The sequence below is a fragment of the Thermomonas sp. HDW16 genome (genome assembly GCF_011302915.1).
GTDB lineage: Bacteria > Pseudomonadota > Gammaproteobacteria > Xanthomonadales > Xanthomonadaceae > Thermomonas.
In genome coordinates this window covers 1,034,356-1,057,235 of record NZ_CP049872.1, presented here as the reverse complement: position 1 = coordinate 1,057,235, position 22,880 = coordinate 1,034,356, and the positions used below count along the sequence as shown (strand labels likewise).

Sequence of the window (22,880 nt, the reverse complement as noted above, 5' to 3'; positions counted from 1 at the left end):
GCTGCGACTGCGCGAAGGCCAGCAACGGCGCAAGCAACATGGCGAACAGGCAGGATGCTGCGGATTTCGTGCTACAGGCATTCATGCCGTGCTCCCTTGCAGGTCGGCCAGCTTCGCCAGCAATTGCGCTTCCGTTTCCGGATGCTCCGGATCGGGATCGATGCATTCCACCGGGCAGACGACCACGCATTGCGGTTCGTCGTAGTGGCCGACGCATTCGGTGCACAGCGCCGGATCGATCACGTAGATGTCCGCGCCCATCGAGATCGCCTTGTTCGGGCAGACCGGCTCGCAGACGTCGCAATTGACGCATAGTTCGTTGATTTTCAGCGACATCGTGGGGATGCGTCGCGCCGCCCGTCCTTCATGGCGAAGGACGGGCGTTGTCGCGCTTACTTCGCTTCGACGAAGACGTACTTGACGCCGGCGGGCTCAGCCGCGGCCTTGACCTTCTCGCCGTCTTCCGGCTTGCCGATGAAGACGACCTTGACGCCCTTCATCGTGCCCGTGCCGACCTGGCCGAAGCCGGTCACCGCCAGCTCGGCGATCTTGGTCGAGGCCGGCGATGCGAAGACCAGCATGTTGCCTTCGATAATGCCGCGGCTCAGGTCGCCCTCGACCTTTTCCAACAGGCGCTCGTACTGGCCGCCGAAGCCTTCGCTGCCCTCGCTGGGCAGGAAGTAGACGTACGGGCTGTTGTTGACGCCGTCCATGTTGCGCTTGGCCACGTCGGTGACGTAGGTGCGCCAGGCGCTGACGTCGTCGGAGGTGGGCGCGGTCAGCGGCGCCGCCACGGCTTCGACCTTCGGCGCTTCCTCCTTCTTGCACGCGGCGAACGGCAGGGCCAGGCAGGCGATCACAAGCAATCGGGACATCGTGTTCATGGGCTTTCCCCTCGTTCTACGGTGGTGTGCGGTGTTGCGGTGGATGCGCGGTCAGCTTTCCCTGCCACGCCATTGCGCCTCGAGCGCCGCCGCGACCGCGGCAGGCACGAAGCCGGACACGTCGCCGCCGAGGCGCGAGATCTCGCGCACCAGCGACGACGAAATGAAGCCGTACTGCTCGGCCGGGGTCAGGAACAGGGTCTCGACCTCCGGGATCAGGTGGCGGTTCATGCTCGCCATCTGGAATTCGTATTCGAAGTCGGAGACCGCGCGCAGGCCGCGCAGCAACACGCCGGCACCGCATTCGCGCACGAAATGCGCCAGCAGCGAATCGAAGCCGAGCACTTCCACGTTCGGGCAGCGCACCAAGGCTTCGCGCGCCAGCTGCACGCGCAAGTCGAGCGGCAACGACGGCCCCTTGGACGGGCTGACCGCCACGCCGACGATCAATTTCTCGAACAGCGGCGATGCGCGTTCGACAAGGTCCACATGGCCATTGGTGATCGGGTCGAAGGTGCCCGGGTAGACCGCAATGCGCGTGGCGCTCATGTCGTGGCTGGATCGCCGCCGTGAAGGACTCCCGCAAGTGTAACGCGCCGGTACAGGGCATAGCGCACCTCGCGGGTGGCGCTTTCGCGATGCAGCACCCATTCCGCAGACACGGCGGGCGTATGGTCGGCCGGGCTTTCGAGGTACAGCCAAGCGTCCGCAGCCAGCATCGACGGCAACCATTCGAGCACCGCGGCCCACAAATCGGCGTCGAACGGCGGATCGATGAAGGCGATGTCGAAAGCTCCATCGTCACGCCTCGCGCCATCGCGCAGCCAGGCCAGCGCATCGCCGCGATGCACGCGCACCTGTCCGGTGGCATCCAGGCGAGTGGCCGTGGCCTCCAGCGCCTGCGCCAGCTGTGGATCGGTTTCCACCAGCGTCGCCGATGCCGCCCCGCGCGATACCGCCTCCAGCCCTAGCGCCCCACTCCCCGCGAACAGATCCAGCACCCTCGCGCCCGACAAGGCCGGCATCAGCCAGTTGAACAAGGTTTCGCGCACGCGGTCCGAAGTAGGCCGCAATCCCGGCTTGAGCGGTACCTGCAGGCGGGTGCCGCGCCAGCGCCCGCCGATGATGCGCACACTGCCGGAAGCCGCCGCAGCGGTGGACGGTTTGCGACCGGAACGGGGCGGTTTGTTCATCCGGGGCGATACAGGGCGAGTGCTACCATGCGCGCCATTCTCGCTCATTCATCGGCGCCGCCGAGCGCGCTCCCCCGCATGGTCAGCTGGTTCCGCCGCAAGAAACCCGACGCCGAACCCGAGCGCCGCCTCAGCACCGAAGACCTTGCGGCCGCTTTCCCGCCGCCGGAAGCCGCTCCGGCGCGCGCCGAACCGCCAATCCCCGATGAAGTGATTGCCGCGGCGATGGAGGACAGCCCCTCGCTCGTCCCGTCCGAAGTGGCGCAACAGCCCGAACCGCAAACCGCGGCCGCACCGGCCGGCAAGCTCGGCTGGCGCCAGCGGATCGGCAGCATCCTGACCCGCGACATCGCCGAACTGTTCGGACGCAATCCTGTCCTCGACGACGACCTGCTGGACGAGGTCGAGACCGCGCTGATCACCGCCGATGTCGGCGTCACCGCCAGCACGCAACTGGTCGAAAACCTGCGCAAGCGGATGAAGGCGCGCGAGTTCGCCGATGCCCACGCCATGCTGCGTGCATTGCGTGCCGAATTGATCGCGATGCTGGCGCCTGTCGCTAAGCCGCTGCAGATCGACGCAAGCCGCAAACCTTTCGTGATCCTCACCGTCGGCGTCAACGGCGTCGGCAAGACCACCACCATCGGCAAGCTGGCGCGCCGCTACAAGGATGAAGGCCGCAGCCTGATGCTGGCCGCCGGCGACACCTTCCGTGCCGCCGCAGTCGCGCAGTTGCAGGCCTGGGGCGAGCGCAATGGCGTGGCCGTGGTTGCGCAGGGGCAAGACGCGGATCCTGCTTCGGTCGCCTTCGATGCGCTGCAGGCTGCAAAAGCGCGCGGCACCGAAATCCTGATCGCCGACACCGCCGGCCGCCTGCACACCCAACAAGGGCTGATGGCGGAACTCGGCAAGATCCGCCGGGTGCTCGGCAAGCTGGATGCGGACGCGCCGCACGAAGTGTTGATGGTGATCGACGGCACCACCGGCCAGAACGCCATCTCGCAAGTGCGCCAGTTCAATGCCGCGGTGAAGGTGACGGGCCTGGTGGTCACCAAGCTGGATGGCACTGCCAAGGGCGGCGTGGTGTTCGCGCTGGCCCGCGAATTCGGCATCCCGATCCGCTACGCCGGCATCGGCGAACGCCCGGAAGACCTGCGCGTGTTCGATGCCGAGGCTTTCGTGGATGCCATGCTCCCGGAGAACCTGGGCGGGTGAATACCAACGCGACGGCGCCGACAACCCCGGCCCCTCGCCGCCTGCTGCGGATCACTGCTGTCGCCGGCATCGTGCTGGTACTGCTGGTCGCCCTGCTTGCGTGGTTGATGCAGCCGCCGCGCGCGACCGGATTCCTGCTGAACCGAATCGGCGATGCGCTGGGTTTGCGCATCACCGCATCGGGCATGGTCGAGTACCGACTGCGTGGCACGCCGCAACTGGTATTGCACGACGTGCTCGCGCAACGCCCGGGCGATGCCAGCGCACTGCTGCGCGCCGAGCGCGTGCTCGTCTCGTTGCCTTGGAGCACGATCCGCGCGCGCGGCGACGACCTGACCGTGCAGCGCGTGGAACTGGATGCGCCAGTGCTGGACGTGCCGGCACTGCAGCGTTGGCAGGCCACGCGTCCGCCCAGCGAAACCCGCATCCCCACACTGCGCGACGGCCTGCACATCGTGCGTGGGCGCATCGACAACGACGACTGGCGCATCGACGGCATCGATGTCGAACTGCCTTCGCTATCACCGACCACACCAGTCAACGCGAAGTTGCGCGGCCGTTATCTCGACCCGCCGACGCGGATTCCGTTCGACCTCGACATCGCCCTCACCAAACCCGAGAACGATGCCGGCATCGCGGCCATCGGCGGCATGACCATCGAAGGCGATGGCTGGACGCTGCCGGCGCAGGTGCGCCTGTCCGGGCCATTGCACCTCGGCGACGACCAGGTGCGCATGTCCCCCGCGAAGATCGGCATGTCCGCGCGCTATGTCTCGGGCACCTCGCAAATGCCGTTCGTGCTTGGCGCATACGGCCCGCTGCTGTTCGATGAAGGCGTGTGGTCGCTTGACCCGGCATCGCTGGTGCTGCGCGGCGAAGGCAGTATTCCGGATGCGAGCGCGCGTGGCGCCATCGCACTCGGACGCAGGCTGGTGTTGCGTTTGAACGGCATCATTGCCGCATGGCCACAAGCTTGGCCGGTGTTGCCGCCACCGTTGTCTTCATCGAAATCCTCCATGCCGTTCGCGCTGGACTATGCCGGCCGCGTGGATTTCAGCGACATCGCCGCGCTGCAGGTACGCCGCGACCAGACCTTGTTCGATGCGCGCTTCCAGTTGCCGGTCGTGCTCGACTGGATCAATGCGGACGCGGGTGGATCGCCACTACCGCCGCTGCAAGGCAGGTTACGCACGCCGCGCGTGGAGATCGCCGGCGCGCGGCTGGAGGGCGTTGAGGTCGAATTCGACGACCCCGGCACCGCGCCATCGCCAGCCACGCCGTGAACATCGAAACCGAATACGCCACGCGCCTGCTGGCCTGGTTCGATCGGCATGGCCGCCACGACCTGCCTTGGCAGCATCCGCGCACGCCGTACCGGGTCTGGCTCAGCGAGATCATGCTGCAGCAAACCCAGGTCGCGGTCGTCATCCCGTATTTCGAGCGCTTCATCAACGCGTTGCCCAACCTACCCTCGCTCGCGAACGCATCGCAGGATGAAGTGCTGGCGCTGTGGTCGGGCCTGGGCTACTACGCCCGTGCGCGCAACCTGCATGCCGCGGCGAAACGCTGCATGGAATTCCATGGCGGCGACCTGCCGCGCGATCTAGACGCGCTGATCGCGCTGCCCGGCATCGGTCGCAGCACCGCAGGCGCGATCCTGTCGCAAGCCTGGGGCGATGCGGCACCGATCCTGGACGGCAACGTGAAGCGCGTGCTGTGCCGACTGTTCGGCATCGAAGGCTGGCCGGGCACACCTGCGGTCGAGAAGAAATTGTGGGGCATCGCTGCAACACTGCTTCCGCAGGCAAGGCTCGCCGATTACACCCAGGCGCAAATGGATTTCGGTGCCACCTTGTGCTCGCGCGCGGATCCCGCCTGCGCGACCTGCCCTTTGCAGGACGCATGCATCGCCCTGCGCGAGGAGCGCGTTGCTGAGCTGCCTTCGCCGAAACCGGGCAAGCCGCTACCGGAACGCATCGCGCACATGCTGGTCATCGAAGACGATTCCGGCCGCCTGCTGCTGCAACGCCGGCCACCAACCGGCGTGTGGGCATCGCTATGGTCTTTGCCGGAACATGCGGATATCGCCGCTTCCCGCACATGGTTCGAACAGCATGCGCATGGCGATTTCGATGCCGCGCGAAGCGGCGACGCGATCACTCACGGTTTCAGTCATTACCGGCTACGAATTCATCCGCACCACATCGCCAATGTGCGACCGCGCGACGTGGTCGGCGATAATGATGGCTTGCGCTGGGCAGCGCGCGCGGACCTGCAGGCCATCGGCCTGCCCGCGCCGGTGCGGCGATTGATCGAAAAGGAATGACGATGGCGCGAATGGTGTTCTGCGAAGTGGACCAGGTCGAAACCGAAGGCCTGGATTTCTCCCCTTGGCCCGGCGAGGCTGGCAAGCGCGTGTTCGCGGGTGTGGGCAAGCCCGCCTGGCAGCGCTGGCTGGCGCACCAGACCATGCTGATCAACGAGAACCGACTGTCGCCGCTGAACCCGGAGCACCGCGCCTACCTGGAAGGCGAGATGCTGAAGTTCCTGTTCGGCGGCGGCGCGGTAAAGCCCGCGGGTTACGTGCCGGCGGATGCCTGAGCGCGCAGTTCGGCTTCGGCGGCGCGCACCGCCTTTACGTCGATCGGCTGCATTTCCCGGATTTGGCAACTCATCGGTGAACCTGGGATGGTGATGTGATCGAATTTGGTCACGTACGGACCGGTCGAACTCAACACCATGACGGGTGATGCACTGCCCCAATCCAGGCACGAACCGGACACCGTCAGCAACCAGGCTTCGCTGGGGCGCGTGGTGAGCAGGACATGTTGGTCGTCGATGCGATCCCAGCTGATCGGGTCATCGTTCCGGATTTGCTTCACGGGCGCACCGGCATGCGCCTGGTACATCGCCAACCGGTCGGCATCGCTTGGGCGGTTGGTCGCGCAGGCAGCCAGTCCAAGGGTCACGAGCAACGGAATCATCAGGGCTTTCATGGCGCTCTCCGGCGGTGGTTTCGAATCATCTTGCTCCCCGCTCTCGTAACCGGTGCTTTACGCACCCGGATGCGTCCAGCCATCGCCCTGCTTGCCCTGTCCGCGCTCGATCCGTATCATGCGCGGCTCGCTATTCCGGTCGATCGGCCGGGTAGCTCAGTTGGTAGAGCAGGGGATTGAAAATCCCCGTGTCGGGGGTTCGATTCCCTCCCCGGCCACCATCGGAATGGCGAGACAGGAAACCCCGCATGCCCAGCATTGCGGGGTTTTTGCTTTCCGCTGCACGCAGATCGCATAGCCGGTGTATGTTCGCGCCCTACGCCACGGAGCCGCGAACATGGACATCCACGATATCGCCCTGAACCTCTACACCCAGTTGGTGGGCAGGCAGGACCTTGCCGGAACCAGCGACGAAAGCAGGATGGCGTTGGGCCGCGAAGCCTACCGCTGTGCCGAGGCCTTCATCGCGGCCAAGGACGCCTGGATTCGCGAACAACCGGTACCCGAAGTCGACACCGGCTTCTGAGCGATGCGCCAGGTGCGGCGTGCGGGCTATGCTCGGGCTTTCCCGCATCAGGACGCCGCCATGACCGCAACCCGCTTCCATCGGAATGCCACCTGGATCGGCGCCCTGCTCCTGCTGCTGGCCGGTTGCAGTAGCGGTCCGGTGCGCCGCATCTCCGAACCTGCTGCCAGCATCCAGCAATTGACGGTTCGCGCGGATGGAAACTGGGACGTGCAAGTACGGCTGAACAATTTCAGCAGCGTGCCGATGCGCTTCACCGCCACCAATATCCAGGTTGCGTTCGACAACGGCGCCGCGGCCACACTCCAGGCGCAGCCGCAGATCGCCATCGGCCCGGAATCCGCCGACGTGTTCACCACCACGACGGTACCGCTGCCGGAAGGTCGTGCACGCATCGCCACCACATTGGCCGACGGCCGCAGCCTCAACTACACGCTGGGCGGCACGGTGGACGCCGGCCCCGAAGACGGCAAGTCGCGCAGCTACAAGATCAAGCTCAGCAGCGCGCTGACTCCGGTCCCGGGGCTGCCGGGCGTACTGCGCTGAAGCAGGCGACGCGTCGCAACATGCGCTGACCATACGCCGTAGTATGCTTTGTGTTCCGCGGGCCGGACGGCGGACCGCACGATCGCACGGGAACGCCCCATGAGCAGCTACAAGGCACCGCTTGAAGACATCCGCTTCGCCCTGTTCGATGTGCTGGACAGCGAGGCCACGTTCGCCAGGCTCGGTTTCGCCGACGCCAACCGCGAATTGGTCGATGCGGTGATCGATGAAGCCGCGCGCTTCACCGAAACCGTGCTGGCGCCGCTGAACAAGGTCGGCGACGAGATCGGCTGCAAGTTCGACGCCGCCACTGGCGATGTGGCGGTACCACCGGGCTTCAAGCAGGCCTTCGACCAATTCGTCGAAGGCGGCTGGACCGGCCTGACCAACCAGCCGGAACACGGCGGCCAGGGCATGCCCGCGGCCCTCGGTGGCGTACTGACTGAAATGGTCGATAGCGCCAACCTGGCCTGGGGCAACTTCCCGATGCTGTCGCACGGCGCGGTGCAGGCGCTGGAGACTTATGGTGAGGACTGGCAGAAGGAAGTGTTCCTGAAGCCGCTGGTGGCCGGCACCTGGACCGGCACCATGTGCCTGACCGAACCGCATTGCGGCACCGACCTCGGCCTGCTGAAGACCAAGGCGATCCCGAACGACGACGGCAGCTACGCGATCACCGGCACCAAGATCTTCATCACCGCCGGCGAGCACGACATGTCCGGCAACATCGTGCACCTGGTGCTGGCCAAGCTGCCGGACGCACCGCCCGGCGCCAAGGGCATTTCGCTGTTCGTGACCCCGAAGTTCAAGGTCGCGCAGGACGGCACCATCGGCGAACGCAACGCGCTGCGCTGCGGCTCGATCGAACACAAGATGGGCATCCACGGCTCGGCCACCTGCGTGATGAACTTCGACGGCGCGCAGGGCTACCTGGTCGGCGAGCCGCACAAGGGCCTGCAGGCAATGTTCGTGATGATGAACTCCGCGCGCCTGGGCGTCGGTGTGCAGGGCCTGGGCCTGTCCGAACGCGCCTACCAGAACGCGCTGCGCTACTCGCGCGAGCGCCTGCAGTCGCGTTCGCTGTCTGGCCCGAAATCCCCGGACAAGCCAGCCGATCCGATCATCGTGCAGCCGGACGTGCGCCGCATGCTGTTGTCGCAGAAGGCACTCGTCGAAGGCGGCCGCCTGTTGTCGCTGCACGCCTATTCGCTGCTGGATGCCGCCGAGCGCGAAGCCGACGCGGTTGCACGCGAACATGCGCACACGCTGGTGAGCTTCCTCACCCCGATCTCCAAGGCCTGCCAGACCGAATGGAGCATCGAGAACACCTACAACGCCATCCAATGCTTCGGTGGCCACGGCTATATCCATGAGCACGGCATGGAGCAGTACGCCCGCGATGCGCGCATCACCACCCTGTACGAAGGCACCACCGGCATCCAGGCGCTGGACCTGATCGGCCGCAAGACGGCCGCATCGCAAGGCGCCGGCCTGAAGCTGTTCCTGGCGATGATCGAAGAATTCGCCAAGCAACACGAAGGCGACGAGGCACTGGCCGAGTTCATCGGCCCGCTGCGCGCCAAGGCCGGCGAATGGGGCAAGCTGACCCTCGAGATCCTGCAGCGCGCCGCTTCCAACCCGGAAGAACTCGGTGCGGCCAGTTACGACTACCTGTTCTACTCGGGCTACGTGGTGCTGGCGTACTGGTGGGCACGCAGCGTGGCTGCCGCCGATGCTTCGGATCGCTCGCAGGCATTCAAGGACGCCAAGCGCGAAACCGCACGTTTCTACTTCGCCCGCCTGTTGCCGCGCACGCTGTCGCACAAGGCGGCCATCGATAGCGGCGCAGCTCCGTTGATGACGATGCCGGCGGAGTTGTTCGGCGACTGACGGCTCGTCTCCAGCCGGCGGCCAATCCGCCGGCTGTACACAAATCGTCACCGAATGGGTATAAGCTCGGTTTCCGATGGAGACCGATAGCGCAACGCTACGCCCGGTCCTTGCCGGAACCCGAACCGCGGTAGCTGATGCGGACGGGTTCCTGCCCTCCGCTTCTTCTGTTGTCCGCTTCCCCGGCCTGCGCCTACTGGGGCTTGATGCGCACGGCCGCGCGCTGGACTGGATGAGTTGGCAGGACGCCACCTGCCTGTACGCACGCGGTGCCGTCGCCTGGACGCTGGGCGAGCCTTGCCTGGAAATCCATGGCGGCATCTGCCGCGCCAGTGGCGAACAGAGCATCGTCCAGCTGCATCCGATCATCGCCGCACGCGGCCACGCCCGCCCGCATGCGCTGGATCCAACGCCCGCGCTGACCAATCCCGCGCTGTTCGCACGCGACCAAGGCCTGTGCCTGTATTGCGGCCGCGAATTCCATCGTGGCTCGCTGACCCGTGACCACGTCCAACCCGTCTCCAAGGGCGGCCGCGACATCTGGGAAAACGTGGTGTCCGCCTGCTTCCACTGCAATTCGCGCAAGGGCAACCGTACCCCGCAGCAGGCCGGCATGCCGTTGTTGGCGGTGCCGTTCCGACCCAGTTGGATCGAACATTTGATCCTGTCCAACCGCAATATTCTTGCCGACCAAATGGCCTTCCTGAAGGCTCAGTTGCCGAAGAAAACACGCATCTTCGCGTGAAGATCGCCCTGACGACCGGCTCGCGCAATGCGCTAGCGTACGGATACCCGCAAGCGTGAACTGCCGCAATGTGACGAACAGCGCGCGTTGACGGGGCATGCCGGGTTGGCAACACTTGGGGTTTCCGCAGCAGGCATCGCTCATGGCTCTGACCCTCGGCATCACCGGCATGGACAGCACCACGGAAGCCGAAGTGCAGGCGGCCTTCAGGGCTGCGAACGCCGAACTCGGCAATACATGGGCGTTGGCCGGCGACGAAAGCGCCGACTATGTGGTCATCGACATGGACAGCCTGTACGGGCCGATGAGCTGGCTGCGCCTGCACGCTGCCGGCCGCAAGGTGATCGGCCTGACTTCGGTGGATCGCAACCAGACCGATTACCGCCTGCCGCGGCCAGTCACCGCCAATGACTTCGCCGTGCTGCTGAGCGAGATCGCCGGCGACGCGCCGCGTGCAACCGCGCCTGAACCGCCACCCGTGGCATCCACCCCTGCACCTTCAGGCCAATTGCCGCCCGCACAAGCAGCAGCCACGGTCGACGAGATCGTGCAAACACCGGCGGAACCCGTTGCGAGGGCGACGGCAGTCGTGGTCGAACCCGAGCCACCAGCGCCGGAACCAGAACCGGAACCCGTGGTCGAATTGGCACCGGATCGATCACTGGCCAGTTGGCTGGGCCGCAATGGCTTGGAACGCCGGGTACGCCTGCAGCGCGGCAGCGATCCGGTGCTGTTGATCGATCCGCGCAGCGCGGTCTGGCATGGCCCGGCCACGCTCAAGCCACTGACCGGATATTTCGGCGGTACCTTGTTGATCGAAGATTTCGAAACGCCGGATGCCGTGGCATGGGAAAGCGAAGCCGCTTCGCTCGGCGCGGCGCAGCCACTTGCGCGCCTGCAATGGCTGGGCGGCTTGTTGAGCGGACACGGCCACCTGCTGCCCGGCAATGACGTGGACGGCAACTACCGGCTGACCAAGTGGCCGCAGACCGAGCGCGAATATCCCAAGCATTTCCGCATCGCGACCGCGATGATGAAGGGGCCGGCAACCATTGCCGAAGTGGCGGAAGCCAGCGGCGTGGCACGAGAGGAAGTGGCCGATTTCGTCAATGCGAACCTGGCTACCGGCTATGCCGAATTCGTGCCACCCCATGCACCTGAGCCGGAAACGATGACACCCAAGCCAACCGGCGGCCTGTTCGGGCGCATCCGTGGCCGTTGATCACGCGGCGATTCAACGCATAACCACGCCGGCTTAACGCCGATCCATTACGGTGCGTGGGCGCGCATGCCACGCACAACTAATTCGCATGGGGAGCTAGCAATGATCAAACGACTTGGTGCCGAGTTCATCGGCACGTTCTGGCTGGTGTTGGGTGGTTGCGGCAGCGCGGTGTTGGCGGCGAACTTCGGCGGTGACGGCAATCCGCTGGGGATTGGTTTCGTCGGCGTGGCGCTGGCCTTCGGCCTGACCGTGCTGACCGGCGCGTATGCGCTTGGGCACATCTCGGGCGGCCATTTCAATCCAGCAGTGAGCTTCGGCCTGTGGGCCGGCGGCCGCTTCCCGGCCAAGGATCTGCTGCCCTATGTCGTCGCCCAGGTGCTCGGCGCGATCTTCGCGGCGTGGATCCTGTTCCAGATCGCCAGCGGCACCGCGAGCTTCGCCGTCGATCCCAATGCCGCCGGCGCATTCGCCACCAATGGCTTTGGCGATCATTCGCCCGGCGGCTACAGCATGGCCGCGGCCTTCCTGTGCGAAGTGGTGATGACCGCGATGTTCCTGGTGATCATCATGGGCGCAACCCATCGCAATGCGCCGGCCGGCTTCGCGCCGATCGCGATCGGCCTGGGCCTGACCCTGATCCACCTGATCAGCATCCCGGTCACCAATACCTCGGTGAACCCGGCGCGTTCCACCGGCGTGGCGCTGCTGGTCGGCGGCACCCCGCTGTCGCAGCTGTGGCTGTTCTGGGTGGCACCGATCCTGGGTGCGATGCTGGGCGGCGCGGTCTATCGCTGGCTGGGCCCGGATCGCCCGGACGTGGTCGGCAACGGCTGATCGCATCGACACGTTCCAACGAAAAGGCCGCGGTGATCCGCGGCCTTTTTCTTTTGCATCGGAAAGCGCGGATCAGTTGTCGGTCGCGCGCTCGTAGACGTACACCGTCGCCGGCGGCACGTTGCGCAGCACGAATGCCCCGCGACGCATGCGCAAGCCCAGCGCGTCCAGTACCGATTCGTGCACGGGCGAAACCGGCCCGTAGGTGAACTGGATGAAGCGTCCATCCGGGCGCAGGCAGGCGAACGCACTGCGCAGGATGTTCGTCACCAGTTCGCGATCCATCGCCAGCAGGCCCAAGCCGGAGATCACCGCATCCGCAGGCCCAGCATCCAGGAAGCCCGCTTCGGATGCGAGCCGCGGCAGCTCCACGGCATCGCCCAGCACCAGCACCTCGTCCGGGAAACGACGGCGTAAGTGCGCATGCAGTTCCTCGTTCAATTCCAGCACCAGCAGCGCCTCGCCGGATATGCCGCCATCCACCAGCGCGCGGGTGATCGCACCGGTACCGCCGCCGAGTTCGACCACCCGCCGCGCATTCGCCGGCAATTCGCCCAGCATCGCTGACGCAAGCTCGGGACTGGACGGCGCGACGGCCGCGGTTTGGCGCGGGTTGCGCAACCACTGTCCGATGAAACGCAGTTTGTCCGAACGACGATGGCGCATGGGACTCCTTGCCTTGGTTCAACTGCGGCGGGTCAGCCGCCATGCGCGATGGATGCGCGGGTTGCGCGCGAAGTCCGGCGGGATGGTGGATGCGCTGATGTCCTCGACGTGGGCGAATTCGCCCAACGCGGCTTCGTCCAACTTGAATCGCCGGAAGTTGTTGCTGAAGTACAGCACGCCGCCCTCGGCTAGGCGCTCGACCGCCGCGCGCAGCAGGCGTACCTGGTCGCGCTGCACGTCGAAATCGTCGGCGCGCTTGGAATTGGAGAAGGTGGGCGGATCGCAGAAGATCACGTCGTACGCGCCGGTGTCGGCCTCTAGCCACTTGAGCGCGTCCGCCTGGGCGATACGGTGGCGCGTGCCGCCGATGCCGTTTTCGCGCAGGTTGTCGGCCAGCCATTCCAGATACGTGGCCGACAGATCCACGCTGGTAGTCTGTACCGCGCCCTGCACCGCCGCCTGCACCGTGGCCACGCCGGTGTAGCAGAACAGGTTGAGGAAATGCTTGCCGCGTGCTTCCAGCGCCATCCGCGCGCGCAGCGGGCGATGGTCGAGGAACAGGCCGGTATCGAGGTAATCGAACAGGTTGACCAGCAAGGTCGCCGCGCCTTCGGTGACGTGCAGGAATTCGCTGCGCTGGTCGAAACGTCCGTATTTGGAGCCACCCTTGCCGGTGCTGCGGGTCTTCACCGCCACCCGCTCTTTCGGCACCTCGAACACGTCGCGTACGCCAGCCAGCAGCTCGTTGAGCCGCTTGCGCGTGGTGGCTTCGGGGATATCCGCGGGCGCGGCGTATTCCTGCACGTGCAGCCAGGTTTCATCGCCGGTGGTGGTGTACACGTCCACTGCGCAGGCGTATTCGGGAATGTCGGCATCGTACGCGCGGAAGCAGCTCACGCCATCGCGTTCGCGCCATCCGCGCAACGCCTTCAGGTTCTTGCGCAGACGGTTCGCGACCATCTGCGCGCCTTCGCCGAGTTCGCGCTTCTGCGTTTCATCGCGGGCTGGCAACGCAATCGGATCGCAGACGATCAGGCTGCATTCGATCGGGCCATTGAAGACCTGGTAGCGCTTCTGTGCGCGCAGGCCGGTGGCGCGGGCAAGTTCGAAATCACCGCACAACAGACTTGCGCACCAGTTCGGCGTGGCCCGTTTCAATGCATCGCCCAGCGCGCGGTACAGCGCCGGATCCGCGGCAAGCCGCGCATCGTAGGGTGGATTGCAGGCGACCACGCCGCGTGGGTTGTCCTGCACCGGCAAGTCCACGACATCGCGCACGGCGAATGAAATCGCATCGTCCACGCCCGCAGCCTGCGCGTTTTCGCGCGCGGAGCGGATCGCATGCGGATCGAGGTCGCTGCCGGTGAAGCTTGGCCGCAACGACGCGCGCCCCTTCGCTTCGCGTTCGATGGCATCGATGTGCAGCGCCTTCCAGGTTTCGACATCGAAGCCGGCCCAGCGCGTCGGCAAGGTATCGCCCAGCCGCATCAGGCCAGGCGCGACATCAGCCGCCATCAGCGCACCTTCGATCAGCAGGGTGCCGCTGCCGCACATCGGATCGAGCAGGTCGCCGCCATCGGCATACGCCTGCGGCCAACCGCCGCGCAGCAACACCGCCGCGGCCAGGTTTTCCTTCAACGGTGCCTCGCCCTGCGCCCGCCGCCAGCCGCGACGATGCAGCGAACCGCCGCCAAGGTCGATGGACAGCGTCGCCTGGCCCTTGCGCACGACGAGGTTGATGCGCACGTCGGGCGATTCGACATCCACGTCCGGCCGCGCGCCGGTCTTTGCGCGCAAGGTATCGACGATGCCGTCCTTCACCCGCTGCGCGGCATAGCGCGCATGGGTGAGCGCGTCACCGGACACGTGCGCGTCGACCGCGATGGTGTGCGACGCATCGAGATGCTGGGTCCAGTCAATGGCCGCCACGCCGGCATACAGCGCGTGTTCGTCGGCGCAGGGGAATTCGGCGATCGGCCACAGCACGCGGCTGGCCAGCCGCGACCACAGCACCGCACGCTGCGCGTCGACCAGCTCGCCTTCGGCGTTGGCACCGGCGATCGCCGCAGTCGCTCGCGTACAGCCCAGCGCGACGAGTTCGTCGGCCAGCAGGTATTCCAGGCCCTTGCCGCAGGAAGCGAAGAATTTCAAAGAGACCTCATCGTTTTTTGCGCTCATCCCGGCGAATGCCGGGAGAGCGGTCATAGCGTTGCCAGCAGTTGGGCGAATGCGTCCGCACTCGCCTGCACGTGATCGGACAGCCGGTGCGAGTCGTCCACCAGCAGCAGGCGCGCATTGCGGGAGGAAGCCCAGTCGACCACCTGTTGTGCAGGGATCAGCTCGTCGTGCCAGCCGTGGATGATCGAGACCGGCACGCTGGCCGCTTCCATCATCGGTGCTGGCCGCATCTCGATCGGTGGCGCCATCAGGAAGAGGCCATGTACCGGCACCTCCAGTGAAACCCGTGCCGAAATCCATGCGCCCAGGCTGGAACCGGCCAGCACCAGCGGGCCATGAGTCGAGGCCGCGTGCGCGATCTGCTGCAGGCGCTGCAGGCGCGCCATCACATCGCCCAGCGGGCTGACCTCGCGCTTCGCATCGAGGTCGCTGTAGTCCGGGCGTTCGTGGCTCCAGCCCAGTCGCTCGGCAGCATCCGCCAACGCAGTGACCTTGGTTGCGTCCGGCCCGCTTTCGAAGCCGTGCGAGAGAATGCAGTGGCCGCGCATGCTGCTGGGTCCTTGATGCCGCGCAGGAAATGCGCCCGGGTGCGAATGCTAGCATCGCCGCATGCCAGAGCCCCTGACCCAGTGCAAGCCATTGCCGTACGCCGAGGCGTTGACCGCGCGCGATTTGGTCGACATCAACCTGGTGGTGATCCACTGCACCGAGCTACCCGACCTGGCAATGGCCCGCGAGTACGGCGAGCGCGTGTTGTACGCCAGCGGCACCGGCAACAGCGGGCATTACTACATCGACCGCGATGGCCGCATCGTCGAATACGTCGAGCCGGCGCGCGTCGCCCATCACACGCGGGGCTACAACCCGCGCAGCATCGGCATCGAGCTGGTCAATACCGGCCGCTATCCCGACTGGCTCGATTCGCGCCACCAGGCGATGGACGAGCCCTATACCGAGGCGCAGATCGATGCGCTGGTCGCCTTGCTGGATGGGCTGCGGGCGCAGATTCCCTCGCTCGCGCTGATCGCCGGCCACGAAGACCTGGATCTGGACGAGGTCGAAGCCAGCGACGACCCCGCGATCAAGGTGCGCCGCAAGCGTGATCCCGGCCCGCATTTCCCGTGGCGGCGGCTGCTGGCCGAAGTGCCACTGCAGCGGATCGGCGCGCACGGCCCCCTATAATCCACGGATGAATTCCGCCGTCTCCGAACTGATCGAACTGCTCTCGCTGGAGCGGCTCGAAGACAACCTCTTCCGCGGCCAGAGCCGCGACATCGGCACCAAGTACGTCTTCGGCGGGCAGGTGCTGGGGCAGGCGCTGTCCGCCGCGCAAGCGACCATGGATTCGGCAGGCGAACCTCGCGACGCGCACTCGCTGCACGCCTATTTCCTGCGCGCCGGCGACATCGAGGCGCCGATCGTCTACAACGTCGACCGCACGCGCGACGGTGGCAGCTTCTCGGTGCGCCGGGTGACCGCGATCCAGCACGGCCAGCCGATCTTCTTCCTGGCCGCATCCTTCCAGCAATACGAAGCCGGCGCCGAGCACCAGCTGTCGATGCCCGAAGTGCCCAAGCCCGAGGACTTGCATGAAGCGCCCTCGCTGCCGCCGGAAGAACTGGCCAAGTTGCCAAGCAAAGTGCAGCGCTGGCTGGCACGGCGCGGGCCATTCGAGTTCCGCCACGTGTATCCGCGCGACGAACTGAACCCGCCAAAACGCCCGCCGTTCCAGCAGGTGTGGTTCCGCCTCAGCGAGAAAGTGGGCGATGCGCCGGAACTGCACCGTGCCCTGCTCGCCTACGCCAGCGATTTCCACTTGCTCGGCACTGCCACCTTCCCGCACGGCATCAGCTACTACCAGCCGAACGTGCAGATGGCCTCGCTCGACCATGCGCTGTGGTTCCACCGCCCGTTCCGCGCCGACGACTGGCTGCTGTATTCGATCGACAGCCCCAGTGCGCAAGGTGGGCGCGGGCTGGCACGTGGCCAAGTATTCGACCGCAACGGCCGGCTGGTGGCCAGCACCGCGCAGGAAGGCCTGATCCGGGTGGTGCCGGCCGACAAGGCCGGCACGCCACTGCACGCCAAGGGTTGAGATGAGGCAAGTCTTCACCAGCCCGCGCCTTGAAAATGTCGAAGCGGTCGCCGCCCTGCTGCGCGAAGCCGACATCGAGGTGAAGATCACCGAAGGGCGTTCCTATCGCGGCAATCGGCGCGGCAACTTCAGCTATCGCGCAGGCGAGGAATCCGGGCCGCAGCCTGCCGTGTGGATCGTCCGCGCCGATGACCAGCCGCGTGGCCGGCAACTGCTGCGCGAAGCCGGCCTGTTGGACAGTTCCCGCATCGGCGAGAGCAGCTATCTTCCGTTGAGCGTGCTGGATCACGACAAGGACACGCAGGCTTCAAGCAAGGCCGGCCGCGCGATGCGGATCAAGCTGGGCCTGCTGGTGGCGATCCTGGCGGTGATCGGGCTGATGGTGTTCGGCTTGCGCAAGCATGAACCGGCATTGCCCGCGCCGACTCGAGCCACCGCGCCGCCGCAGAATCCCGTACCGACGATCACCCCCCAGTCGGTCGAGGACGTCCCGGTCTATCGCGCCAAGGTGCCGACCGCCCTGGCCAAACTGTTGGTCGAACGCGAACTCGCCGAACGCACGCCGGCACAGGCCTGCATCGCCATCGACGGCAAGGATCCGCCCGCGGCGTTCATGCAAGGGTTGCAGCACGCCGCGAAGACCGCGCTGTCCCCGGCATCGGCATGCCCCGGCGACGGCGCATTGGACATCGACGTGCACGAATACATGACCGATGGTTCCGGGCGAGGCACGGTGCAGCTGGCGCGCGATGCCGACGCTGCGCAGGCTGTCGAGGTGGAACGCAACGGCGAAGCCTGGCGCGTGTTGCGGATGCGATGAACCATGAAAAAAAACGGCCCGCGGCGATGCGGGCCGTTTTTTTCGGGCGGGTACTGCGATTACTTCTTCGGCGGGAATGGCCCCGGGTTCGGATTGTTCTGCGGCAAGCGCTTGGCAACGCCGCCTTGCATCCCGCCACGCATCGGCCCACAGGCCTCGTGCATCTTGTCGAACTCGGCACGGCTTAGCTGGCCGTTCTTGTCGACATCGGCCTTGGCGAAGCATTCGCCGCGGCGCTGGGCCATCCGTGCCTGCATGTCGCTGCGGTCCAGGTAGCCGTCCTTGTTGACGTCCATCTGTGCGAAGCGCTCGCCCGCTTTGGCATTCGCCGCATCCGCTTCGGCGCGGCTGATGCGGCCGTCCTTGTCGGTGTCCGCCGCACGCAGGCCGCCTGCATCGCCGCGACCGCCACGGTCACCGCCGCGATGACGCATGCCGCGCATTTGCATGCGTTCGTCGGCGCTGAGCTTGCCATCCTTGTTCGTGTCCAACTGGTCGAACTTCTCGGCCAGCTTCGGTGCTTTGGCGGCTTCGGCGCGATCGATGGCACCGTCCTTGTTGGTATCGAGTTGCATCCGCGCGTTGCCGGCGGCCGGTGCGATGGTCGCGGTCTGCGCGTATGCCGTGGCGGACGCCAGCGCGACCGTCACTGCGACAACCAGGAACTTCGTGTGCTTCATGGGATTCCTCTGTTGAACCGGCAGCGGCCGGACTTGGAAAAGAAAACGCCCTGCCGCGACGACGGTTGACAGCAAAACCCTGCGCGCAGCTGAATGACGGCGGCGTTATGCTCCGCGCATGGGCACCGATGCCGACAACGTGCGCATGTTCCGTACCGGCACGCATCCGTGCGGCTACTGGGCCGACCGCGAGGCGCGCGACCTGGTGCTGGATCCGCGCGACCCGCGCCTGCCGCAGCTGTATCCGATGGCGCTGGACTGGGGTTTTCGCCGCTCCGGTGACATCGTGTACCGGCCAAGCTGCATCGGCTGCCACGCCTGCGTGGCGGTACGGGTGCCGGTGGCGACGTTCCGGCCCGACCGCAGTCAGCGCCGCTGCCTGAAGCGCAATGCGGATGTCGATGCGCGCATCGTCGCATCCGTACGAACCGAGGAGCATCTGGCGCTGTATCGCAAATACCTGCACACGCGGCATCGCGGCGGTGGCATGGACGAGCACGGCGCGCCGGAATTCGAACAGTTCCTGATCGGCTCGTGGAACGAAGGCCGCTTCCTGGAGTTGCGTGAGCGCGGTACGCATCGGCTGCTGGCGGTGGCGGTGACCGACCTGATCGATGCCGCGCTGTCTGCGGTCTACACTTTCTACGATCCGTGCGAATCCGCGCGCGGACTGGGCACGCTGGCGGTGCTCAAACAACTGGAATGGGCTGCGCGCGACGGCCACCAGCACCTGTACCTGGGTTACTGGATCTCAGGCCATGCCAAGATGGACTACAAACGCCGGTTCCAGCCGCTGGAAGGCTTCAACGGGCGGGGTTGGGCGCGATTGCAGGGCTGAGTTCAAGTGGCGGGCTTGGCATCCTGCGGGGGGGCGTCGGCAACGGCAGGTTCGGCCGGCGACGCGGGCAATACGGGCGCCGCCATCGGCTTGCTGCGGTCGTAGAAACCGAATTCCCCATCGCTGTGCGCGGACACGATCATGCGCACCATGTTGCCGGGCACCATCAATTCCAGCGCCACTTCGCGGCCATCAGGCGCGCGGCCTTCGAGCGTCAGCTCGATGAAAGCGCCGGCGGTGTCGATTTCACGACAGGGCACGTGCGGACCGGCGGGGCCGTCCTGCAGGTAGGGTTTGATCGCATCGCCCAAGGCTTCCAACGCGGGCGGGAAGAAGAACACGGCGTAACCGGCGGAATCGTTCATGTGGCCTAGTCTCTCATTCCTGCAGCAAGTCCAGCGTCAATGCCGCGGCGGCATCACGGGCGATGGCGCGGGCCTGTTCGATGTCGCTACCACGCGCCAGCGTCACCGCCACCCGGCGATGCCCCGCGACCCTCGGCTTGCCGAACAATCGCAACTGCGTGTCCGGCTGCGCAAGTGCGCCATCGACATCGCCGAAGACCGGCACGCCATGGCCATGCGCCAACACCGCACAAGATGACGACGCACCGAGCTGGCGGATGACCGGAATCGGCAGGCCGAGGATCGCGCGAGCATGCAGGGCGAACTGACTGAGCTCCTGCGAAACCAGGGTGACCAGGCCGGTGTCGTGCGGGCGCGGGCTGACTTCGCTGAACCAGACTTCGTCGCCCTTGATGAAGAGCTCCACGCCGAACACGCCCCAACCGCCCAGATCGTCGGTGATCGCACGTGCAATGTCCCGCGAACGCTGCAGGGCGAGCGCCGACATCGGCTGCGGCTGCCAGCTCTCGCGGTAGTCGCCGTCCTCCTGCAGATGGCCGATCGGCTCACAGAAACTGGTGCCGCCGGCATGGCGCACGGTGAGGAGGGTGATTTCGTAATCGAAGTCGATGAAGCCCTCGACGATCACGCGCCCAGCGCCGGCGCGACCGCCGGTCTGCGCGTAGTCCCATGCGGCATCGAGGTCGGCTTCGCTGCGCACCAGCGACTGGCCATGTCCGGAGGATGACATCACCGGCTTCACCACGCAGGGAATGCCGAGCGCGATGACGGCAGCGCGGTAATCCTCCACGGTATCGACGAAGTGATACGGCGAGGTCGGCAGCCCCAATGTTTCCGCGGCGAGGCGACGGATGCCTTCGCGATCCATGGTCAGGCGCGCGGCGCGCGCAGTCGGGATCACGCGCTGGCCCTGCTCCGCCTCCAGTTCCACCAGCGTCTGGGTGCTGATCGCCTCGATCTCCGGCACGACCAGGTGCGGTTTCTCAAGCGCGACTAGCGCGCGGATCGCTGCGCCATCGAGCATGTCCAGCACATGGCTGCGATGCGCGACCTGCATCGCCGGCGCGTTCGCGTAGCGGTCGGCGGCGATCACTTCCACCCCGAAACGCTGCAGCTCGATGGCGACTTCCTTGCCCAGTTCGCCGGAACCCAGCAGGAGCACGCGCAGGGCGTGGGGCGAAAGCGGCGTACCGATACGGGTCATCTGGACATCCGGGCGCAAGAAAACCGCGATTTTAACGGAGGCGGCAAGCGGGACTGTGCCGCGACGTGCGTCCATGCCATCCTCCCATGCATGCCGATCCATCCCCGACTGCGGCTGTCCGCATTGGCCGCGCTGCTCCTGTGCGCGACGGCTTGCGCGCCGCCGTCGCTGCCGTTCGCGCGGCTGGCAGGCCTGATCACCAACGGCGACCTGGACGAAGTCAGCGGTCTGGCCGCATCGCATGTGCATGAGGACGTGCTGTGGGCGATCGAGGACAGCGGCAACCCCGCGCGCCTGTATGCGCTGTCGCGACGCGGCCGGGTCATCGCCCGCTACAAGGTCGAAGGCGCGAAGAACACCGACTGGGAAGACCTGGCCAGCTTCGACCTGGACGGCAAGCACTACCTGATGGTGGCCGATACCGGCGACAACGGCGGCCAGCGCCGCGACTTCGTCCTGCATGTGTTCGAAGAACCGAAGACGCTGCAGAACGGTACGTTGAAGCCCGCGTGGTCAATTCGCGCGCGCTGGGCCGATGGCCCGCGCGATTGCGAGGCGGTGGCGGTGGATGCCACCGCCGGCAAGGTGTTCCTGATCTCGAAGAAGCGCAAACCGCCGGAGCTGTTCGCCCTGCCGCTGGCCGATACGCATGGGGAATGGCAGGAAGCGCGACGGATCGGCCGTCTCGAAGGCGTGCCCGAGGCCGATGCCGACCTGCAGCGCAGCGACCCGAAGCTGGCCAGGCTCTCGCCGATGGTCACCGCCGCCGACTTGTCGCCCGACGGGCAGACGCTGGCCGTGCTGACCTATGGCAGCGTCCTGTTCTATCGCCGCAAGCCCGGGGAAGACTGGGGCGAAGCCGTGGCGCGACCACCGGAGGCGCATGACGTACCACTGATCCCCCAAGCCGAAGCCCTGGCTTGGAGCAAGGGCGGGGGTGGCCTGTATGCGAGCGGGGAGTTCTCCCCAGCGCCGATCTTCTATCTCAGCCCCAATCGCTGACAGGCGATATGTCGGCCGCCCGTCGGATCACGCTTGGCAAATCGATATCATTTTGATATCAATATCTCGCACGCCCATTCCGGGCAGTTCCGAGAATCGCCATGAAAGAAACCCCCATCCGCTCCCTTCCCGGCATCCCCATGTTGTTGGCCTTGTTCGCCGCAATCGCCATCTGCGGGTGGATGACGATTTCCGGCGTGAAGATCGGATCGCCGACGCAGGTCGTCGCCGGCATCGTGCTGGGTGCCATCGCCGCGTTCTGCCTGCTGGGTCTGTACATGATCGAACCCAACCAGTCTGCGGTGATCAGCTTGTTCGGCAAGTATGTGGGCACGGTCAAGGACAACGGCCTGCGCTGGAACAACCCCTTCTTCGCCAAGAAAAAGGTCAGCCAGCGCGTACGCAATTTCGAGAGCAGCAAGCTCAAGGTCAACGAACTGGACGGCAGCCCGATCGAGATCGCCGCGGTGATCGTGTGGCAAGTGGTGGACTCGGCCGAAGCCGTCTACAACGTCGACGACTACGAGAGCTTCGTCCATATCCAGTCCGAATCCGCGCTGCGCACGATGGCCACCAGCTATCCCTACGACCAGCATGAGGACGGCCAGGTCGCACTGCGCAGCCACGCTTCCGAGATCAGCCAGCACCTCAAGGACGAATTAGCCGAGCGCCTGGCAGACGCCGGTGTCAGCATCCTCGACGCGCGCATCACCCATCTCGCCTACGCGCCGGAAATCGCCCAGGCCATGCTGCAGCGCCAGCAGGCGAACGCGATCATCGCCGCGCGCACCCGCATCGTCGCCGGCGCGGTCGGCATGGTCGAGATGGCACTGGCCGAACTGCAGAAAAACGGCGTCGTCCAACTGGATGAAGAGCGCAAGGCGCAGATGGTCAGCAACCTGCTGGTCGTGCTCTGCGGCGAGCGCAGCACCCAGCCGATCGTCAACGCCGGCACGCTGTACTGAGCCCGGCGCCGAC

The 22,880-nt window shown here is 66.0% G+C and carries 27 protein-coding genes and 1 tRNA gene; 17 read left to right on the top strand and 11 right to left on the bottom strand.

Going from position 1 to position 22,880, the window contains the following annotated elements:
• Window positions 1-81: 81 nt before the first annotated feature.
• Genes G7079_RS04820 through rsmD form a run of 4 tightly spaced genes read right to left on the bottom strand, consistent with a single transcriptional unit; the run spans window position 82 to window position 2,077 of the window.
• Window positions 82-336, bottom strand: coding sequence for a YfhL family 4Fe-4S dicluster ferredoxin (locus G7079_RS04820; RefSeq protein WP_166056080.1), 255 nt, complete (start codon window positions 334-336; stop codon window positions 82-84).
• A gap of 56 nt (window positions 337-392) precedes the next feature.
• Complete coding sequence (locus tag G7079_RS04815) at window positions 393-884, bottom strand: hypothetical protein (RefSeq protein ID WP_166056078.1); 492 nt, start codon at window positions 882-884, stop codon at window positions 393-395.
• A gap of 51 nt (window positions 885-935) precedes the next feature.
• Window positions 936-1,433: a pantetheine-phosphate adenylyltransferase gene (gene coaD / locus G7079_RS04810; RefSeq protein ID WP_166056076.1), complete on the bottom strand. Its 498-nt coding sequence runs from the start codon at window positions 1,431-1,433 to the stop codon at window positions 936-938.
• On the bottom strand, window positions 1,430-2,077 hold the full coding sequence (gene rsmD, locus G7079_RS04805) for a 16S rRNA (guanine(966)-N(2))-methyltransferase RsmD (RefSeq protein ID WP_166056074.1): 648 nt from the start codon (window positions 2,075-2,077) through the stop codon (window positions 1,430-1,432). Before rsmD ends, coaD begins: the two co-directional genes overlap by 4 nt.
• A 78-nt stretch (window positions 2,078-2,155) precedes the next feature.
• Between rsmD and ftsY the strand changes: the two genes are divergently transcribed.
• The 4 genes from ftsY to G7079_RS04785 are packed head-to-tail and all read left to right on the top strand — an operon-like array spanning window position 2,156 to window position 5,893.
• Window positions 2,156-3,292, top strand: a complete 1,137-nt coding sequence (gene ftsY / locus G7079_RS04800; protein WP_166056072.1) for a signal recognition particle-docking protein FtsY — start codon at window positions 2,156-2,158, stop codon at window positions 3,290-3,292.
• Window positions 3,289-4,575: a hypothetical protein gene (locus G7079_RS04795; RefSeq protein WP_166056070.1), complete on the top strand. Its 1,287-nt coding sequence runs from the start codon at window positions 3,289-3,291 to the stop codon at window positions 4,573-4,575. Before ftsY ends, G7079_RS04795 begins: the two co-directional genes overlap by 4 nt.
• Window positions 4,572-5,618: an A/G-specific adenine glycosylase gene (mutY, locus tag G7079_RS04790; protein ID WP_240906242.1), complete on the top strand. Its 1,047-nt coding sequence runs from the start codon at window positions 4,572-4,574 to the stop codon at window positions 5,616-5,618. Before G7079_RS04795 ends, mutY begins: the two co-directional genes overlap by 4 nt.
• A 2-nt stretch (window positions 5,619-5,620) precedes the next feature.
• Window positions 5,621-5,893 carry an oxidative damage protection protein gene (locus tag G7079_RS04785; protein WP_166056068.1) on the top strand — a complete coding sequence of 91 codons (273 nt, stop codon included), beginning with the start codon at window positions 5,621-5,623 and terminating at the stop codon, window positions 5,891-5,893.
• On the opposite strand, the gene G7079_RS04780 is transcribed toward G7079_RS04785, so the two are convergent.
• The gene (locus G7079_RS04780) at window positions 5,872-6,288 is read right to left on the bottom strand and encodes a DUF6491 family protein (RefSeq protein WP_166056066.1); all 417 of its coding nucleotides are present in this window, start codon (window positions 6,286-6,288) and stop codon (window positions 5,872-5,874) included. The two genes, G7079_RS04785 and G7079_RS04780, sit on opposite strands and share 22 nt — an antisense overlap.
• A gap of 145 nt (window positions 6,289-6,433) precedes the next feature.
• Between G7079_RS04780 and G7079_RS04775 the strand changes: the two genes are divergently transcribed.
• The 7 genes from G7079_RS04775 (at window position 6,434) to aqpZ (ending at window position 12,054) form a co-directional block, all read left to right on the top strand.
• Window positions 6,434-6,509, top strand: a tRNA-Phe gene (locus G7079_RS04775).
• Between the two features lie 116 nt (window positions 6,510-6,625).
• Window positions 6,626-6,814, top strand: coding sequence for a hypothetical protein (locus tag G7079_RS04770; protein WP_166056064.1), 189 nt, complete (start codon window positions 6,626-6,628; stop codon window positions 6,812-6,814).
• Window positions 6,815-6,874: 60 nt separating this feature from the next.
• Window positions 6,875-7,360 carry a hypothetical protein gene (locus G7079_RS04765; RefSeq protein WP_166056062.1) on the top strand — a complete coding sequence of 162 codons (486 nt, stop codon included), beginning with the start codon at window positions 6,875-6,877 and terminating at the stop codon, window positions 7,358-7,360.
• 99 nt (window positions 7,361-7,459) lie between these two features.
• On the top strand, window positions 7,460-9,250 hold the full coding sequence (locus G7079_RS04760) for an acyl-CoA dehydrogenase C-terminal domain-containing protein (RefSeq protein ID WP_166056060.1): 1,791 nt from the start codon (window positions 7,460-7,462) through the stop codon (window positions 9,248-9,250).
• Window positions 9,251-9,326: 76 nt separating this feature from the next.
• Entirely contained in the window at window positions 9,327-9,995 is a 669-nt protein-coding gene (locus tag G7079_RS04755; RefSeq protein WP_166056058.1) for an HNH endonuclease, read from the top strand.
• Between the two features lie 142 nt (window positions 9,996-10,137).
• Complete coding sequence (locus G7079_RS04750; RefSeq protein ID WP_166056056.1) at window positions 10,138-11,217, top strand: hypothetical protein; 1,080 nt, start codon at window positions 10,138-10,140, stop codon at window positions 11,215-11,217.
• Between the two features lie 102 nt (window positions 11,218-11,319).
• Window positions 11,320-12,054 (top strand): aquaporin Z, encoded by a 735-nt coding sequence (gene aqpZ / locus G7079_RS04745; RefSeq protein WP_166056054.1) that lies wholly within the window; start codon window positions 11,320-11,322, stop codon window positions 12,052-12,054.
• A gap of 72 nt (window positions 12,055-12,126) precedes the next feature.
• Here the strand turns inward: aqpZ and G7079_RS04740 are convergent, their stop codons facing one another.
• The 3 genes from G7079_RS04740 to G7079_RS04730 are packed head-to-tail and all read right to left on the bottom strand — an operon-like array spanning window position 12,127 to window position 15,446.
• Window positions 12,127-12,720, bottom strand: a complete 594-nt coding sequence (locus tag G7079_RS04740) for a methyltransferase domain-containing protein (RefSeq protein WP_166056052.1) — start codon at window positions 12,718-12,720, stop codon at window positions 12,127-12,129.
• An 18-nt stretch (window positions 12,721-12,738) separates the two neighbouring features.
• Window positions 12,739-14,871, bottom strand: a complete 2,133-nt coding sequence (gene rlmKL, locus G7079_RS04735) for a bifunctional 23S rRNA (guanine(2069)-N(7))-methyltransferase RlmK/23S rRNA (guanine(2445)-N(2))-methyltransferase RlmL (RefSeq protein ID WP_166056050.1) — start codon at window positions 14,869-14,871, stop codon at window positions 12,739-12,741.
• A 50-nt stretch (window positions 14,872-14,921) separates the two neighbouring features.
• The gene (locus G7079_RS04730; RefSeq protein WP_166056048.1) at window positions 14,922-15,446 is read right to left on the bottom strand and encodes an alpha/beta family hydrolase; all 525 of its coding nucleotides are present in this window, start codon (window positions 15,444-15,446) and stop codon (window positions 14,922-14,924) included.
• Between the two features lie 61 nt (window positions 15,447-15,507).
• Between G7079_RS04730 and G7079_RS04725 the strand changes: the two genes are divergently transcribed.
• From G7079_RS04725 to G7079_RS04715, 3 genes are read left to right on the top strand one after another with little or no spacing between them, the layout of a single operon-like run.
• Window positions 15,508-16,080 (top strand): N-acetylmuramoyl-L-alanine amidase, encoded by a 573-nt coding sequence (locus tag G7079_RS04725; RefSeq protein WP_166056046.1) that lies wholly within the window; start codon window positions 15,508-15,510, stop codon window positions 16,078-16,080.
• 7 nt (window positions 16,081-16,087) lie between these two features.
• Window positions 16,088-16,993, top strand: coding sequence for an acyl-CoA thioesterase II (gene tesB, locus G7079_RS04720; RefSeq protein WP_166056044.1), 906 nt, complete (start codon window positions 16,088-16,090; stop codon window positions 16,991-16,993).
• Between the two features lies 1 nt (window position 16,994).
• Window positions 16,995-17,813, top strand: a complete 819-nt coding sequence (locus tag G7079_RS04715) for a hypothetical protein (RefSeq protein ID WP_166056042.1) — start codon at window positions 16,995-16,997, stop codon at window positions 17,811-17,813.
• A gap of 59 nt (window positions 17,814-17,872) precedes the next feature.
• Here the strand turns inward: G7079_RS04715 and G7079_RS04710 are convergent, their stop codons facing one another.
• Entirely contained in the window at window positions 17,873-18,493 is a 621-nt protein-coding gene (locus G7079_RS04710) for an EF-hand domain-containing protein (RefSeq protein ID WP_166056040.1), read from the bottom strand.
• Window positions 18,494-18,611: 118 nt separating this feature from the next.
• Here G7079_RS04710 and G7079_RS04705 point away from each other — a divergent pair, with 118 nt between their 5' ends.
• Entirely contained in the window at window positions 18,612-19,331 is a 720-nt protein-coding gene (locus G7079_RS04705; RefSeq protein WP_166056038.1) for an arginyltransferase, read from the top strand.
• A 2-nt stretch (window positions 19,332-19,333) separates the two neighbouring features.
• Here G7079_RS04705 and G7079_RS04700 read toward each other — a convergent pair whose 3' ends face one another.
• Window positions 19,334-19,696 (bottom strand): hypothetical protein, encoded by a 363-nt coding sequence (locus tag G7079_RS04700; protein ID WP_166056036.1) that lies wholly within the window; start codon window positions 19,694-19,696, stop codon window positions 19,334-19,336.
• Window positions 19,697-19,709: 13 nt separating this feature from the next.
• Window positions 19,710-20,900, bottom strand: a complete 1,191-nt coding sequence (gene purT, locus G7079_RS04695) for a formate-dependent phosphoribosylglycinamide formyltransferase (protein WP_166056034.1) — start codon at window positions 20,898-20,900, stop codon at window positions 19,710-19,712.
• Window positions 20,901-20,990: 90 nt separating this feature from the next.
• On the opposite strand from purT, the gene G7079_RS04690 reads away from it, so the two are divergent.
• Both G7079_RS04690 and G7079_RS04685 read left to right on the top strand, forming a co-directional pair.
• Window positions 20,991-21,902, top strand: coding sequence for an SdiA-regulated domain-containing protein (locus G7079_RS04690; protein WP_166056032.1), 912 nt, complete (start codon window positions 20,991-20,993; stop codon window positions 21,900-21,902).
• A gap of 101 nt (window positions 21,903-22,003) precedes the next feature.
• Window positions 22,004-22,867, top strand: a complete 864-nt coding sequence (locus tag G7079_RS04685) for an SPFH domain-containing protein (protein WP_166056030.1) — start codon at window positions 22,004-22,006, stop codon at window positions 22,865-22,867.
• The last annotated feature ends 13 nt before the right edge of the window (window positions 22,868-22,880 follow it).